Below are 14,232 nucleotides of genomic sequence, written 5' to 3'. Positions count from 1 at the left end.
GTGTGGCGCGATCAGCGCGCCGCGTGTCACAACACCGTGGACCGCGCGAACGTCTCGATGTTGTCGAGCAGCGCGTCCAGCGCCTTGCCTGCGCCAGCCACGTCGCCCGCGCCGATGGCCGACGCCACCGCCGCGTGCAGGCGCGCGGTCTCCGGCAGATCGGCCGACTGCTTGTAGTGCAGGTACCAGAAGCGCCTCGAGAGGCCGTGCACCAGGCTCATCGCCCCTTCGGCAAATTCGTTGCGCGCGGCGGCCAGACACAGGGCATTGAATTCCCGGTCCGAGTTCATGAAGGCTCGGTCGTCGTGGTTGCGCGCGGCGGCCAGGAAGTCGTCGGCCAGGCGCACGAAATGGCGCTTCTCTTCATCGGTGGCGCGCTTGGCTGCGCTGCGGCACACCAGCCGCTCCACTTCACGTCGGGTTTCGAGCAGCTTGAGCTGCTTGCTCAGGTCCATCTCGGACACCAGCAGTCCGCGCTGCGGCAGCACCACGATCAGGTGCTCGCGTGCCAGCCGCTGCACGGCTTCGCGGATGGGCGTGCGGCCGATGCCGGTCATGTCGCTCAGACTCTGTTCCGACACGGCGGTGCCGGGAGGCAGCCGCAGTGTGACGATGGCGTCCTCGATCTGCTGGTAGGCGAGATCGGTGAGTTTGGTGGGGACTTCCGCCAATTGTTCGGCGGGCCGTATCACCTTGGTCGCGCCCCGTGTGCGGGGGACTGTGGTGCGAAGCGGTGCGCGTCGGGTGGCCATCGGGATGCGTTCTCTCAAGTGAACAGAAGATGTGACTGTAACGCCGCCGACCGCGGTCCCGGTGTGGCGGTCGAGCTTGCGTCAGGTAATTGTATGCTAGTAATATATCAGCTGTACTCAATCACTGACCGAGGTAGGCATTGGACTTTGAACAGCGAGGTGAAGGGCCGGCCGTGGTGCTCGTGCATGGCATCCAGGGCACCCGCAGCACATGGAGCGGCGTGGCCGACATCCTGGCCCCCACGTGCCGGGTGCTGCTGCCGAACCTGCGCGGGCGGGGCAGCGCGGCACGCGGACAGGGGGGCGCTGCCTACCGGCTGGCCGACTACGCCGACGACCTGCGCGCCGTGATCGAACGGCATGTCGGTGACGCGCCTTTCGTGCTCGGCGGCTGGAGCCTCGGGGTGTCGGTGGCATTGCACTACCTGGGGTTGCCCGGCGTGGCCAGGCCGGGCGGCGTGCTGCTGGTGTCGGGCTCGCCGTGCCTGGCCCGGACACAATGGTTCACACGCGATGACAACGCCTTGATGGCCTCGGTGGCCGAACGCCGCCAGCGCCTCGGCCTGCGCGAGCACGCGGACGACGAAGCGGTGGTCGCCACCTGGCAGGCCATCCGTGACAGCGACCAGCGCGCGTTGCTGCCCGGCATCAATCTGCCCGTGCGCGTGGTGCATGGCCGCGACGACGACGACTGCCCGCTCGAGCACGGTGCCCTGCTGGCGCAGGGCCTGCGCGCGCCGCTGCTGGCGCTGGATGGCGTGGGCCACAGCGTCCCGGCGCTGGCGCCCGAAGCCGTGGCGCAACAACTGCAGCTGCTGCTGCGCGATCTCCCCTCAACCGTTCATCCCTGATGCGCTCCAACGACCTGATCCACTTCTGCCCGCCGGGCCGCCTGATCCTGGGCTGCGGTACCCGCCACCAACTGCCCGCGCTGGTGCAGCGCATGGGCTGGCGCACCGGCTTGCTGGTGACCGACCGCTTCTTCGCCGAGCACACCCCCTGGGTGCGCGACTATGTGAGTGCCGCCAGCGCGCTTGGCATCCACACTGAGGTGTACGACGGCGGCATGGCCGACCCCAGCACCACGCTGTGCGACGAGGCGACGCAGGCGATGCGTCTGCGTTTCGCTGGCCGGTTGCCCGATCACGTGGTGGCGCTGGGCGGGGGCAGCAACATCGACCTGGCGAAGGCACTGTGCCTGACGCTGCCCACCGGCCGCCCGGTGCGGGACTTCGTGGGCGACATTGGCAGCCTCGTGCCGCTGCCGATGGTGGCGATTCCCACCACCTCGGGCACCGGCTCGGAGGCCACGCCGGGCGCGATCCTGGTCGATCCCGAGAACGCCACCAAGGTGGCGGTGATGGACAACCGCCTGCGACCACAGATCGCACTGATCGACCCCGAACTCAGCTACACCTGCCCACCGCGTGTGACGGCCGATGCCGGCATCGACGCGTTCACCCACGCGGTGGAGTCGTGGCTGACGATGGACTCGTGGGCGTTCGACCGTGCGGGCCATCCCGACCCGGGCTACAGCGGTCGCTCCTCATTGACCATGCTGTTCGCGCGCGAGTCGACCCGTCTGTGCATCGCTTGGATGGAGCGTGCGTACCAGAACGGGCAGGACCAGGACGCGCGCATCGGCATGGCCTACGCCAGCATCTACGCGGGGCTGTCCTATGGCAGCGCAGGCCTGAACGCCGTGCATGGCGCGGCCTACGCCGTGGCAGGCATCACGCACAAAAGCCACGGCAGCACCAACGCGGTGATGCTGCCCTACGTGCTGGACGCGCTGCGCGACACGCGCCGCGACGAACTGCTGGAGATGGGTCGCATGCTGGGGCTCGGTGACGGAAGCGCGGAGGCGGTGCTCGATGCGGTGCCGCAACGTGTGCGTGACATGGTGGGCCGCCTCGGCATCCCGACCAACCTGCGCGACTTCGGCATCGCCGAGTCCGACCTGCCCGCACTCACACGCGACGCGCTGGCCGTCACGAGACTGGCCAAGGCCTTTCCGGTGCCAGATGTGGAAGCGGCCTACGATCGCATCGTGCGCAACGCCTTCCACGGCGTGCTGTCGGGCGGTTGATGAGGGCGCCGCGAAGCGGCGCAGGGGGTGGTCAGCCGTGCCGTCCCCGGCTGTCGCCGGGTGCCTCCTCCCGCTCGTTCAGCCCGTAGTCGCGCATGACGCTGGCCACGCGCAGGCGATAGTTGGCGAACACGCCACCACGACCCTGCGTCTGCGCGGCGCGGTGCTTCTCCAGGTTGCGCCAGGCCAGCACGGCGGCTTCGTCGCGGAAGAAGGAGAGGGAGAGCATCTTGTCGGGATCGACCAGGCTCTGGAAACGCTCGACCGAAATGAACCCGTCGATCTGTTCCAGGTCCTTGCGCAGCTCGGCGGCGATCGCGAGATAGGCGTCGCGGCCACCGCCGGCGGCGGGCCACACTTCGAAGATCACGGCGATCACGCCGCCACCTCGTCCACACCCTTGATGATCTTCATCACCGCGGCGTCGCGCTCCACCTCGTCCAGCGTGCCCGCGAACACGATCTCTCCGCGTTCGATGACGTAGATGCGGTCTGCGAAGCGCGGCAGGTGGTAGAAGTTGGATTCGGCCAGCAACACGCCCCGATTCTGCGCCAGGATGCGCTTGAGGCCGTCGCTGATCACCGGCAGGATGGCCGGCGACAGCCCTTCGAAGGCCTCGTCGAGCAGCAGCAGCTCGGGGTCGAGCGCCAGTGCCCGCGCGATCGACACCATCTTGCGTTCCCCGCCCGAGAGTTGGTGACCACCACGGTGCAGGTAAGTCAGCAGCTTCGGGAACACGGCGTAGGCGGCCTCGATGCGTTCGGCGGCCGGTTTGTCGGTCTTGCGCGTCCAGGTCGGCAACGCGATGTTGTCCTCGACCGTGAGGTCGCCGAACACGTCGCTGCCCTCGGGCGTGTAGCCCAGGCCCAGCGCGGCCACGCTGTGGGTGGGCATGCCCATGATCGACTGCCCCTTCCAGTGGATCTCGCCGCGCTGGGCCGCCTGGTAGCCCATGATCGTGCGCAGCGTGGTGGTCTTGCCCGCGCCGTTGCGCCCGACCAGGCAGACCAGCTTGCCGGGCTGCACGGCGATCGAGACTTCGCGCAGCACCTCGTTGCCGGCGAGCTGCACGTGCAGGTTCTTCACATCCAGCAGCGTGTTCATGCGTGCCCCTTGCCCACGACGATGGCGAGGGCCTCCTCGTTGCGAAAGAATGCGTCGGTCGGTTCGTCGGCGATTTTCTGGCCGGCCATCATCGCGACGATGCGCGAGGAGTAGCGTGCCACCAGGTCCATGTCGTGTTCGACCAGCAGGATCGCCTCCACGCCCAGGTGTTTCGCGGCGTCCAGCAATGTGGTCATCACGCCGTCCTTGTCGGCCGTGGACACGCCGGCCGTGGGTTCGTCGAGCAGCATCACGCGCGGGTGCAGCGCGAACGCACTGGCCACGTCCAGCAGCTTGCGCCGACCGTGGGGCAGCGAGTTGGCGGGGGTGTCTGCGTCGCGGTCCAGGCCGAAGGCGCGCATGGTGCGGTCGACGATGGCGCGGACCTTGTCGTCCCGGTGCACGTTGCTGAAGAGGCTCCAGCGCGTGCGCAGGTGCGAACACGCGGCCACCGACAGGGTTTCGCGCACGGTGAGTTCGGGAAACACGTTGACCAGCTGGAACGCGCGCGCCAGGCCGCGTGTGGCGAGTTCGACCGGGCCGACCCCGGCGATGTCTTCGCCGCAGAAGCGCACGGAGCCGGTGCTGGGTTTGTGCAGGCCGGTCAGCACGTTGACCAGGGTGGACTTGCCCGCGCCGTTGGGCCCGACCACGGAGACGAATTCACCGCCGTGCAGGCTCAGGTCGACGTTGGAAAGTGCGACGAAATCGCCATAGCGCTTGGTGACCTGCGTGGCGTGCAGGAGGGCTTGTGGGGTCGACATCAGTGCCTCCGCAGAAAGGGCAGCTTGCGCAACGTGCCGAGAATGCCGTCGGGCAGCGCGATCACCAGGATGGCCAGCATCAGGCCGAGGAAGAAGCGCCAGTACTGTGTGAGCGACATCAGGTTGTCGTGCAGCAGGATGAACGCCATGGCGCCCACCACCGGGCCGAGGAATTCGCGGTAGCCGCCCAGCACGGCCATGAAGACGAGGTGGCCCGAGTGCGTCCAGTAGGCCAGCTCGGGATCGGCGAGGCTGATGTTCACACCCAGGATCACGCCACCGATGGCGCCGTAGGCGGCCGAAATCACGAAGGCCGCGAAGCGCACACGGCGCACCTGCACGCCCAGGTAGGCCGCCTTGCGTTCGTTGTCGCGCTGCGCGGTGAGGTGCAGGCCGAACGGCGAACGCACGATGCGCCACATGACGAGACACAGCAGCGCCAGCAGCACGAGGCAGTACAGGTAGAACGGACCGGTGAGGAATTCGGCGGTGCTCAGATCGTCCCAGGCGTTGCCGAACAGGGTGGGGCGGGGCACGCGCATGCCGCTGTCGCCGCCGGTGATGTTGTAGAACTTGTTGAGGAACGAGTGGAACAACATGCCGAACGACAGGGTGAGCATGCCGAAGAAGATGCCGGTGAAGCGGCTGGCGATCCAGGCGATCGGGATCGCCATCACCACGCCCGCGGTCAGCCCGGCGAGCAGCATGAGCTCGAGCGAGGTCACGCCCCAGATGGAGGCCGATGCGGCCGCACCATAGGCGCCCAGCGCCACGAACATCGCGTGCCCGAACGACAGCTGGCCGCCGTAGCCGAACAGCAGGTTGAAGCCCAGCAGCACCACCGAGTACCCCAGGAACGGGATCAGCAGTGTCATGTGGTACGGGCTGAGCACCATCGGCGCGGCGAACAGGGCCACCAGGATCGCCCCGAACAGGATGGGCACCGTGGGTTTGCGCCGCGAAGTGGCCGGCATGGGAATGGCCAGCGCTTCGGCGCCGGAGTCGAGGGTCTTGGCCATCAGTCAGCCACCTTTCCGAACAGCCCGGACGGACGCCAGATCAGCACGCCGAGCACGATGATGTAAATGGAGAGGATGTCGGCCTCGGGGTAGATGGCAATCGCCAGCGCACGCACGATGCCCACGATGGCCGCGCCCACGGCCGCGCCCTTCATGCTGCCGAGCCCACCGATCACGACCACGGCGAAGGCCTCCACCACCAGTTCGACGCCCATCTCCAGCGACGCGGCGGCGGTGGGCGCGACCAGCGCACCACCCACCGTGCCCAGCATGGTGCCCAGCACGAACACGAACAGGTACACGCGCTTGATGTTCACACCCATCGCGGCCGCGGTGTCGCGGTTCTCCGCCGTGGCGCGCAGGATCTTGCCGGCCGAGGTGCGGCCAAGGAACAGCGCCAGCGCCACCGACATCGCGATCGCGGTGACGATGACCATGGCGTTGTAGACCGGCATCATGATGTCGCCGATCACCAGCGAGCCATAGGTGGAGGACAGGCTGCCCAGCTGCTGGGGATTGGCACCCCAGCCGAAGCGCAGCACGTCCTGCACCATCAGCAGCAGCGCGAAAGTCAGCAACAGCTGCAGCGACTCCGGCTTGCCATAGATGGTGCGCAGCAGCCGTTCCAGCGGGATGCCGACCAGCCCGACCACCACGCCCGTGGCCAGCAACACCAGCGGGAACATGGGTGCTGGCATGCCCGCGTTCAGCGCCCATTGCGTAACGCTGATGCCGCAGTAGGCGCCCAGGGCGTAGATCGAGCCGCACGCCAGGTTGACGATGCGCTGCACGCCGAAGATCAGCTGCAGGCCGGCGGCCACGAGGAACAGCACCGACGCGTGAAAGACCCCTGCCAGCAGCAGGTTCATGTAAGCACTCATGGCCAGGTCCCGGGTGTGCTGCTCAGAGCTTGATGTCGGCCGTTTTCAGCCACTCCCAGAAGTCGGTGCCAGCCGGCTTCTGGATCTGCGTCGAGTACATCGTGTCCACACTGGCCAGCGTCGGGAAGTCGTAGTTGTTCTTGTTGGTCGACAGCCCCTGGTGGAAGGTCTGGTCAGCGATGTGGTCCGCGCGCATGCCGCCCTTGCCACCCAGGGACATCACCTCCACGCCGGCCATGGCTGCCGCGATTTCCTGGTTGTTCGGCCAGGCACCGCCCTTGGCCGCCATGGCCTTCTCCACGCCCGCCTTGTAGACCTGCAGCGAGAAGTAGGCGCGGTCGGCCTCCCAGTGCGGATAGTCCTTGAACTGGTCGGCATACCACTGCACGAACTCCTTCTGCAACGGGCTGGCCTTCGGGTCGTTGAAGTACAGGGTGTTGTGGCCCAGGATCACGCCTTCGGGCATGAATTCCTTTTTCAGCCCGGTGTGCTGCCAGCCAGCGGCGGGCAGCACGAACTTGGTGCCCTGGCTCAGGCCGGCTTCGTGTGCCTGCTTCATGAACACCGGCAGGTCGGCGAACAGCAGCGAGGAGAAGATCAGGTCGGGCTTGGCCGCCTTGAGCGCCGCCACGTTGGAGGTCAGGTTCAGGTTGCCGACCTTGGACCACTGCTCCGAGACCACGCGGTGCTCGATGCCGAACTTCTTCAGCAGCGCCTGGAAGGCGGCCCAGTTGTTGCGGCCGTAGGAGTAGTCGGGGTTGATGCCGGCGATCGTGACGAACTGGCCCTTGAAGTGCTTGATGGCCAGCAGGGAGGACATCACCGCTTCGCACTCGTTGTCGTTGCTGCGGAACACGAAGCGCGGTTTGGGCATCGTCTCCTTCACGCCATCCTGCGTGGTGCCGTCCCAGAAGATCGTGGGCACGCGCGAGTCCTCGGCGGCGGGGGCGAGCGCCAGGCTCACGCCGGTGGACACGATGCCGTGCACGGTGTCGACCTTGTCGCTCAGCACGAGCTTGCGGAAGCGTTCGATCGTGTCCTTGGGCGTGGTCTCCTCTTCCACGATCAGTTCGATCTTGCGGCCACCAATGCCGTTGGCCGCGTTCAGCTTGTTCGTGGCCCATTGCATGCCGCGCAGGCCACATTCACCCACCGTGCCCATGACGCCGCCCCGCGGCGCGATCACGCCGATGCGGATGGGTGGGGTCTGTGCCAGCACGGGAGCGCCCATGGCGGTCACGGCAACGGCGCCGAGCGTCCTGAGTGCATGGCGGCGGGTGGAAACGTGCGTGGGGACGTTGTTCAGCATGGGGGACTCCTCGTTGGGTGGGCAGATGAACGGGCCGGGTGAAAAGCTGCTGTCTTGTTTATGGATATTTCTAGTATGTCAGTTGTGCACTTATAGGTAATCAGGGTTTACCATGCCTGTGAAGTCGATTGTTTTCATTGGCAATTTTTAGTTTGTTCAACGGATTAAAGCTGCCTTGAAGCTTCGTTGACTGAAAAAAAGAATACAACTAACATATCAGAAGGATTTTTCAAAAGGAGCCGCCGCCATGATGACCGAACGCCAGCGCAAGTTCAGGGAGCAGTACAAGTCGAACATCAGCCCGCTGTACAACGGGTTGCTTCACATTGGTGTGATGTACGGGGTGGGCATTGCCGCCATCTGGTACTGCGTGAACCAGATATCAGGGCTGGGCTGGGAATGGTTGGTGGCCATTCCGGTATTCCTGGCGGGCAACCTGGCCGAGTGGGCGATGCACACCTATGTGATGCACCGCCGCATCGACTTCTTCGCGCTGCGTGCCATCTACGAACGGCATACGCGGGAACACCACCAGTACTTCACCGACAACGACGTCACCATCGACACGACCCGCGAGTTCCGCATCGTGTTCTTCCCGTGGCGCGTGCTGGCGGTGCTGGGCGTGATGGGCACGACGCTGGGCTACATCACCAGCCTCGTGATCAACCCGAACGCGGGCTATGTGGTCTTCATCACCATGGTGGCGATGTACCTGAACTACGAGACCTTCCACTACTGCTGCCACGTCCACGACAACTGGTTCGTGCGCAATGTGCCCCTCATCAACACGATCCGCCGTCATCACACGGCCCATCACAACATGGGGATCATGATGAAATACAACATGAACCTGACGTACCCCATCGCGGACTGGCTCATGAACACCAGCGACCTGCGGCGCGGCCTGCTGGGGCACCTGTTCAATGGCACCAGCGAGCGGCACATCAAGGAAGAGCTCAAGCCGGTGATCGCCCGGTTCCGCCAGTCGGACGTGCAGGACCGTCGCGTCACGCTGGACGGGCCGGTGCTGGAGGCCGACGAGAAGCGCGCGATGTCGATGTGACCACCGCGGTGGTGGTGGTCTCAGCGCGGGGGGCTCACAGCCCCCGTTTCACTCGTACGCGCGCCCATCCTTGTGCGCAAAGATCCAGTGGCCTTCACGCAGCACGGCCATCAGGTCATCGTCCGGGTAGCTGGCGGCATCGCCCTCGGACCGGTCGCCCACCTCGATGTACCGCACCTCTTCGCCCGTCTCGTTCAGCAGCTGGTGGCCGTTGCCGGTGCCAGCCGGGAATCCCGCGCACATCCCGGGCGCCATGGGCGTGGCGCCCTCGTCGGTGAGCAGGGTCGGGTGACCGGTGAGGATGTAGATGAATTCGTCCTGCCGGCTGTGCGCGTGTCGCAAAGCGGACACCGCGCCCGGGGCCAGCGTCGTGAGGTTGACGCCGAAGTTGCGCAGGCCGAACAGGTCGCCCAGCGGCTGTTTGATCCGCCCCGCCATGCGCGAGGCGAATGGCTCTGGGTAGTTGGAGGGGCGGGTACGGGGTGGCGCTTCGCAGGCCAGCAGGGCTGCGGGTTTCGGCGGGGTGGACATGTCGGGGGGGCGGGGCCGGGCGTGAAAAGTGGTGGGGCGAGAGCGCATTGTGCGGCGTCGTTGGTCGCTGCGCCGGCTTGCCGCCTGTCGGGTCAGCCGGGGGATAAGCGGCTGGCCGGTGGCGCTTTTCCACGCACCGCGCCGGCGCGCCCTCATTCAAGATGCGATCCGATCCGCCGATGTCGTGGATCGGTGCGCTCTGTCACCCCTTGCGGGACAGTCGCATGGCAAATCGTTTCTCCCTATTCCCGTTCCCGTCCAGAAAGTTCTCCCGAATGAAACTCAATGACATCAAGGTGGGCAGCCGCCTTGCGATCGCCTTCGGGCTGGTTCTGCTCATCACGGCCCTGATGGCCGGTATCGGAGTCTGGCGACTCCAGGAGCTGGTGCAGACCACGCGCGTGCTGGCGCTGGAAGACAACGAAAAACTGCAACTGGCCGTGCGGTGGCGGCAGACCATCGATTTGAACTGGGTGCGCACCCGCGCCGCGGTCCTGGACGCCGACACCAGCCGCATTCCGATGTGGCAGGCCGACATGGACAAGACCTCGGAGATCACCACCGCTTCCCGCAAGCGGATGATCGAGCTCGAGCAGACCGACATGGGCAAAGAGCTGATCGCCGGCATTGACGCCGCGCGCGAGGCCTACCGCACGCCGCGCGCCAACGTGCTCAAGGCGCGCATGGCCGGTGAGGACATGAGCGCCGCGCTCGACCGCGATCTCAAACCCCTGGCCGAGGCCTATATCGCCTCCATCCAGAAACTGGAGCAACGGCAGCAGGCGCTCTACGACGCTGCTTTGAAAGAGGCGGAAGAGAGAGCCGCGAACGGCCGCACCATCCTCATCCTGGGTGGTGTGCTGGCGACGTTGCTCGGCGCTGCGGCCGCTTTCGTGCTGAGTCGCTCGATCACCGTGCCGCTGCAACAGGCCGCCGAAGGCGCCCGCCTGATCGCCGACGGTGACCTGACACGCGCGATTCGGGCCGAGGGGCGCGATGAGGCTGCCCAGCTGCTGCACGCGCTCAAGGGCATGCAGGAAGGCCTGGCGCGGGTGGTGTCCAACGTGCGTGGCAATGCCGAGGGCGTGGCCATGGCCAGTGCCGAGATTGCGCAGGGCAACAACGACCTGTCGGCGCGCACCGAACAGCAGGCCAGTGCACTGGAAGAAACCGCCGCGTCCATGGAGCAGCTGAGCTCCACCGTGCGCCAGAACGCCGACAACGCCCAGCAGGCCAACCAGCTCGCCATGAGCGCGTCCGCCGTGGCCGTGCAGGGCGGCGACGTGGTGGCGCAGGTGGTGGACACCATGCGCGACATCAACGACAGCAGCCGCAGGATTGCCGACATCATCGGTGTCATTGACGGCATCGCCTTCCAGACCAACATCCTGGCGCTCAACGCCGCGGTGGAAGCCGCGCGCGCGGGCGAGCAGGGGCGGGGTTTCGCCGTGGTCGCGGGTGAGGTGCGCAACCTGGCGCAGCGCAGCGGCGAGGCGGCCAAGGAAATCCGCGGGCTGATCACCGCCAGCGTGGAGCGTGTGGAGCAGGGCACGTCGCTGGTCGATCAGGCCGGCGTGACCATGACCGAAGTGGTGAACTCGATCCGCCGCGTCACGGACATCATGGGCGAGATCAGTGCGGCCAGCAACGAGCAGAGCTCGGGCGTCGCGCAGGTCGGCGAGGCCGTGACACAGATGGACCAGGCCACGCAGCAGAACGCCGCGCTGGTGGAGGAAAGCGCGGCAGCGGCGTCCAGCCTCAAGGCCAGGGCCGAGCAGATGGTGCAGGCGGTGGCGGTCTTCAAGCTCGCGTCGGGTTGATCGCTTCTTCAACGCCGTAGCGCGACCCGCAACGGGTGAAACAAGCCTGACAGCGGTATCCGGGGTCCGGCTCCGCCGGTCCGGGATGCCGCCCCCCTCGAAGCGTCGAAGGCGCGCTAGGGAGTGGGAAGGCCGCGCAGCGGCGCAGGGGGGTGTTCCTTCGTCCACCGCAGGGCCACCCAGGCGAAGGCCCAGCCCACGGCCACGCCGGCCACCACGTCCAGGAACACATGCTGGCGGATCGCCATCGTCGACCACACGATCACGATGCAGTGCAACACGCTAAGCCAGCGCAGGGTGGCGGGTGCCTGCGTTTCCCTGAAGATGCGGGCCAGCCAGAAGGCCGAGTACACCGACGAGGCCACGTGCAGCGACGGGCAGGCGTTGCCTGAGGCATCGATGCCTTTGAGGAAGGCCAGGTTCGGGTGTTGCGACCAGTCGATGTCGGTCAACGGTGTCTGGGTGGGGGCCAGCCAGAACAGCGCCAGACAGAACACGCACAGCGCGGCGACCCACAGCCCGTACCGGATCAACTCCCGCAGATTGGGCATGAGCGCCGGGGGCAGCGACACATAGACCCACAGGGAGACATAGGCGAAAAAGGCCTCTGGAACGAAGGGCACCCAGTCGTCCATCCGTAGCGTGGGCATCATCACCGGCTCGGCCATGGGGTGCTGCAGCACCCAGAAGTAGCCCTGGAAGAACAGCACCATGAAGGCCATGGTGCCCAATGCCTTGAGGTACCAGAGCGCGACGAAGCGCGAGAAAAGCTGTCGCGCCCAGCTGCGTTCGGATGGGGGAGGCATGAGGATCGGGCCCGTCGGTGTTGGGTGGCCGGGCTAATGTACGCCACGCCTGATCGGCTACCGCTTTGCAATTGGTTTCGATGTTGCGTTGCTTTGTTCCAAAAAATAGCTGCTTTGTATAATTCCACACCCTGCGAAGAGAGGGTGGCGCTTGTCGCCCCAGGCCGGAACGGTCACGTCATACGGCCCTTTTTTCGCTTCGGGGGTTCCCCTTGTTCTTTCTTGTGTCACGGCTTGCGCGCAGGCCCCACCGTGTCAGTGTCTTCCTTGGGCGTTTCTCATGAGTTCCACCGATCTGATTCGCACCTTTCTCACCGACCGCCTGGGCGTGCAGCCCGAGCAGGTGACGCCCGAGGCCCTGCTGGCGGAACTCGGGGTGGACTCGCTGATGCTGGCCGAGCTGATGTTCGAGGCCGAAGACCGCCTGGGCATCGAGATTCCATCCGACGTGCAGCCGCCCAAGACCGTGGCTGAAATGCAGTCGGTGATCGACACACTGTCTGCGCTGAAGACCAGCTGACCCATGGTTGCGCACCGCGTTGCGATCACCGGCATCGGGGTGGTCAGCCCTTATGGCGGTGACGCCCGGGACTTTTTCGAACGCCTGCTCGCTGGCGAATCCGCCGTGGGCCTGCTGCAGACCGAGGCGCCGCCGCGCCCGATGTCCACCCCCTTCGTGAGTTGCACCGGCTTCGACCCCGAGGCCGTGCTTGGCAAGCCGCTGGCCCTGATGATGGAACGCTTCGCCCAGCTGGGTGTGGCAGCGGCCTTCCAGGCCTGGGACCAGGCCGGTCTGCCGCGCAATGCAGCCGAGGCCGATGCCGACGCGCGGGAAGCCTGGGGCTGCATCTGGGGCACCGCCCTGGGCGGGCTGGAAGCGCATGAGCGCGGTGGGCGAGAGATGTGGGTCAAGGGCCGGGACCGGGTCTCGCCGCTGTCCGTGGTGCAGGGCATGAACAACGCGGTGAACGCGCACGTTTCCATCCAGCTGGGCCTGGGCGGCGTGAGCACGAGCCAGACGGCCGCCTGCGCCTCGTCCGGCATCGCCATCGGCGAGGCCTTCCGGCGCGTGCGCAGCGGCGAGGCCGCCGTCATGGTCACCGGGGGCTCCGACGTCTGCCAGTCCTACAGCGTGTTGCGCGCCTGGGAGGCCATGCGGGTGATGGCCCCTGGCGATGCCGGCACCGCGCCGGCGGCCTGCCGGCCTTTCGCGGCCGATCGCGCCGGCCTCGTGCTGGGCGAAGGTGGCGCGGCGCTGGTGCTCGAAGCCTGGGACCACGCCATGGCCCGTGGCGCCACCATCCATGGTGAAATCGTCGGCTATGGCACCAGTTGCGATCACAGCCACCTGGTCCGCCCGCACCGGCAGGGCCAGGTGCGCGCCCTGCGCGCCGCGCTCGCCGACGCAGGCCTTGCCCCGCAGGACATCGGCTACGTCAACGCCCATGGCACCGCCACCGCCGAAGGCGACCCCGTGGAAATCGCCGCCCTGTGTGAGGTGTTCGGTGACGGTGCGGCGAGCCTGCCCGTGAGCGCCACCAAGTCCATGCACGGGCACCTGCTCGGTGCCGCCGGCGCGATCGAGGCGGTGGCCACCGTGCTGGCGCTGCGCGAACAGGCCGTGCCGCCCACCGCCCATCTGGCTGGCCGCATCGACCCCGCCTGCGAGGGCGTGGACCACGTGCTGCAAGGCCGGCGCGACGTGCCGCTGCACGCCGCGCTTTCCAATTCCTTTGCCTTCGGCGGCAGCAACGCGGTGCTGGCGTTCCGCGCGCCGCCCCGTTGAGCCTCTTTTTCAAGTGACTGCCATGACCCAATCCGTCTCCCCCGAAACCGTCGACGCGCTCTGGCCCGAGGTGGTCGCGCTGATCATCGAAGCCCTCAACATGGAGGTCGCACCCGGCGAGGTCGATCCCGACGGCCCTCTGTATGGCGATGGCATGGGGCTGGATTCCATCGACATGCTGGAGATCTCGCTTGTCATCTCCAAGCGCTACGGGTTCCAGATGCGCTCGGACAACGAGGACAACGACAAGATCTTCGCGTCGCCGCGTGCGCTGGCGGCCCACATCGCCAGCCAGCGAACTCAGTGAC

General features: G+C 66.6%; 15 protein-coding genes and 1 pseudogene. 7 read left to right on the top strand and 9 right to left on the bottom strand.

From position 1 onward, the window contains the following. Nucleotides 1–26 precede the first annotated feature (26 nt). Nucleotides 27–752, bottom strand: coding sequence for a GntR family transcriptional regulator (locus J2X09_RS06475; protein WP_204732580.1), 726 nt, complete (start codon nt 750–752; stop codon nt 27–29). 140 nt (nt 753–892) lie between these two features. Here J2X09_RS06475 and J2X09_RS06470 point away from each other — a divergent pair, with 140 nt between their 5' ends. Next, the gene (locus J2X09_RS06470) at nt 893–1,603 is read left to right on the top strand and encodes an alpha/beta fold hydrolase (protein WP_204732581.1); all 711 of its coding nucleotides are present in this window, start codon (nt 893–895) and stop codon (nt 1,601–1,603) included. Next, complete coding sequence (locus J2X09_RS06465) at nt 1,603–2,841, top strand: iron-containing alcohol dehydrogenase (protein WP_204732582.1); 1,239 nt, start codon at nt 1,603–1,605, stop codon at nt 2,839–2,841. Before J2X09_RS06470 ends, J2X09_RS06465 begins: the two co-directional genes overlap by 1 nt. 31 nt (nt 2,842–2,872) lie before the next feature. Here J2X09_RS06465 and J2X09_RS06460 read toward each other — a convergent pair whose 3' ends face one another. The 6 genes and pseudogenes from J2X09_RS06460 to J2X09_RS06435 form a co-directional block, all read right to left on the bottom strand. Next, complete coding sequence (locus J2X09_RS06460) at nt 2,873–3,220, bottom strand: antibiotic biosynthesis monooxygenase family protein (protein ID WP_204732583.1); 348 nt, start codon at nt 3,218–3,220, stop codon at nt 2,873–2,875. Next, nucleotides 3,217–3,918: pseudogene (locus tag J2X09_RS06455) on the bottom strand (ABC transporter ATP-binding protein); the annotation flags it as partial. The pseudogene J2X09_RS06455 and the gene J2X09_RS06460, both read right to left, overlap by 4 nt. A gap of 23 nt (nt 3,919–3,941) precedes the next feature. Continuing rightward, nucleotides 3,942–4,709: an ABC transporter ATP-binding protein gene (locus J2X09_RS06450; protein WP_204732585.1), complete on the bottom strand. Its 768-nt coding sequence runs from the start codon at nt 4,707–4,709 to the stop codon at nt 3,942–3,944. Further along, nucleotides 4,709–5,728: a branched-chain amino acid ABC transporter permease gene (locus J2X09_RS06445; RefSeq protein WP_204732586.1), complete on the bottom strand. Its 1,020-nt coding sequence runs from the start codon at nt 5,726–5,728 to the stop codon at nt 4,709–4,711. The genes J2X09_RS06450 and J2X09_RS06445 overlap by 1 nt, the downstream gene beginning before the upstream one ends. Beyond that, nucleotides 5,728–6,609, bottom strand: a complete 882-nt coding sequence (locus J2X09_RS06440; protein ID WP_204732587.1) for a branched-chain amino acid ABC transporter permease — start codon at nt 6,607–6,609, stop codon at nt 5,728–5,730. Before J2X09_RS06440 ends, J2X09_RS06445 begins: the two co-directional genes overlap by 1 nt. A gap of 22 nt (nt 6,610–6,631) precedes the next feature. After that, complete coding sequence (locus J2X09_RS06435; protein ID WP_204732588.1) at nt 6,632–7,918, bottom strand: ABC transporter substrate-binding protein; 1,287 nt, start codon at nt 7,916–7,918, stop codon at nt 6,632–6,634. Between the two features lie 247 nt (nt 7,919–8,165). On the opposite strand from J2X09_RS06435, the gene J2X09_RS06430 reads away from it, so the two are divergent. After that, nucleotides 8,166–8,981, top strand: a complete 816-nt coding sequence (locus tag J2X09_RS06430) for a sterol desaturase family protein (RefSeq protein WP_204732589.1) — start codon at nt 8,166–8,168, stop codon at nt 8,979–8,981. 48 nt (nt 8,982–9,029) lie between these two features. On the opposite strand, the gene J2X09_RS06425 is transcribed toward J2X09_RS06430, so the two are convergent. Then, the gene (locus tag J2X09_RS06425; RefSeq protein ID WP_204732590.1) at nt 9,030–9,512 is read right to left on the bottom strand and encodes a cupin domain-containing protein; all 483 of its coding nucleotides are present in this window, start codon (nt 9,510–9,512) and stop codon (nt 9,030–9,032) included. Nucleotides 9,513–9,787: 275 nt separating this feature from the next. Between J2X09_RS06425 and J2X09_RS06420 the strand changes: the two genes are divergently transcribed. Further along, nucleotides 9,788–11,332, top strand: a complete 1,545-nt coding sequence (locus J2X09_RS06420) for a methyl-accepting chemotaxis protein (RefSeq protein WP_204732591.1) — start codon at nt 9,788–9,790, stop codon at nt 11,330–11,332. Nucleotides 11,333–11,448: 116 nt separating this feature from the next. On the opposite strand, the gene J2X09_RS06415 is transcribed toward J2X09_RS06420, so the two are convergent. Then, complete coding sequence (locus J2X09_RS06415) at nt 11,449–12,138, bottom strand: phosphatase PAP2 family protein (protein WP_204732592.1); 690 nt, start codon at nt 12,136–12,138, stop codon at nt 11,449–11,451. Between the two features lie 280 nt (nt 12,139–12,418). Between J2X09_RS06415 and J2X09_RS06410 the strand changes: the two genes are divergently transcribed. The 3 genes from J2X09_RS06410 to J2X09_RS06400 are packed head-to-tail and all read left to right on the top strand — an operon-like array spanning nt 12,419 to nt 14,231. Continuing rightward, nucleotides 12,419–12,658, top strand: a complete 240-nt coding sequence (locus tag J2X09_RS06410) for an acyl carrier protein (RefSeq protein WP_204732593.1) — start codon at nt 12,419–12,421, stop codon at nt 12,656–12,658. A gap of 3 nt (nt 12,659–12,661) precedes the next feature. Then, nucleotides 12,662–13,924 carry a beta-ketoacyl-[acyl-carrier-protein] synthase family protein gene (locus J2X09_RS06405; RefSeq protein ID WP_204732594.1) on the top strand — a complete coding sequence of 421 codons (1,263 nt, stop codon included), beginning with the start codon at nt 12,662–12,664 and terminating at the stop codon, nt 13,922–13,924. 22 nt (nt 13,925–13,946) lie between these two features. Further along, on the top strand, nt 13,947–14,231 hold the full coding sequence (locus tag J2X09_RS06400; RefSeq protein ID WP_204732595.1) for a phosphopantetheine-binding protein: 285 nt from the start codon (nt 13,947–13,949) through the stop codon (nt 14,229–14,231). The last annotated feature ends 1 nt before the right edge of the window (nt 14,232 follow it).

Source organism: Hydrogenophaga laconesensis (assembly GCF_031457235.1).
In the GTDB taxonomy this organism is placed as follows: domain Bacteria; phylum Pseudomonadota; class Gammaproteobacteria; order Burkholderiales; family Burkholderiaceae_C; genus Hydrogenophaga; species Hydrogenophaga laconesensis.
Note: the sequence above shows the minus strand (reverse complement) of the source record. Positions and strands in the feature narration are given on the sequence as shown.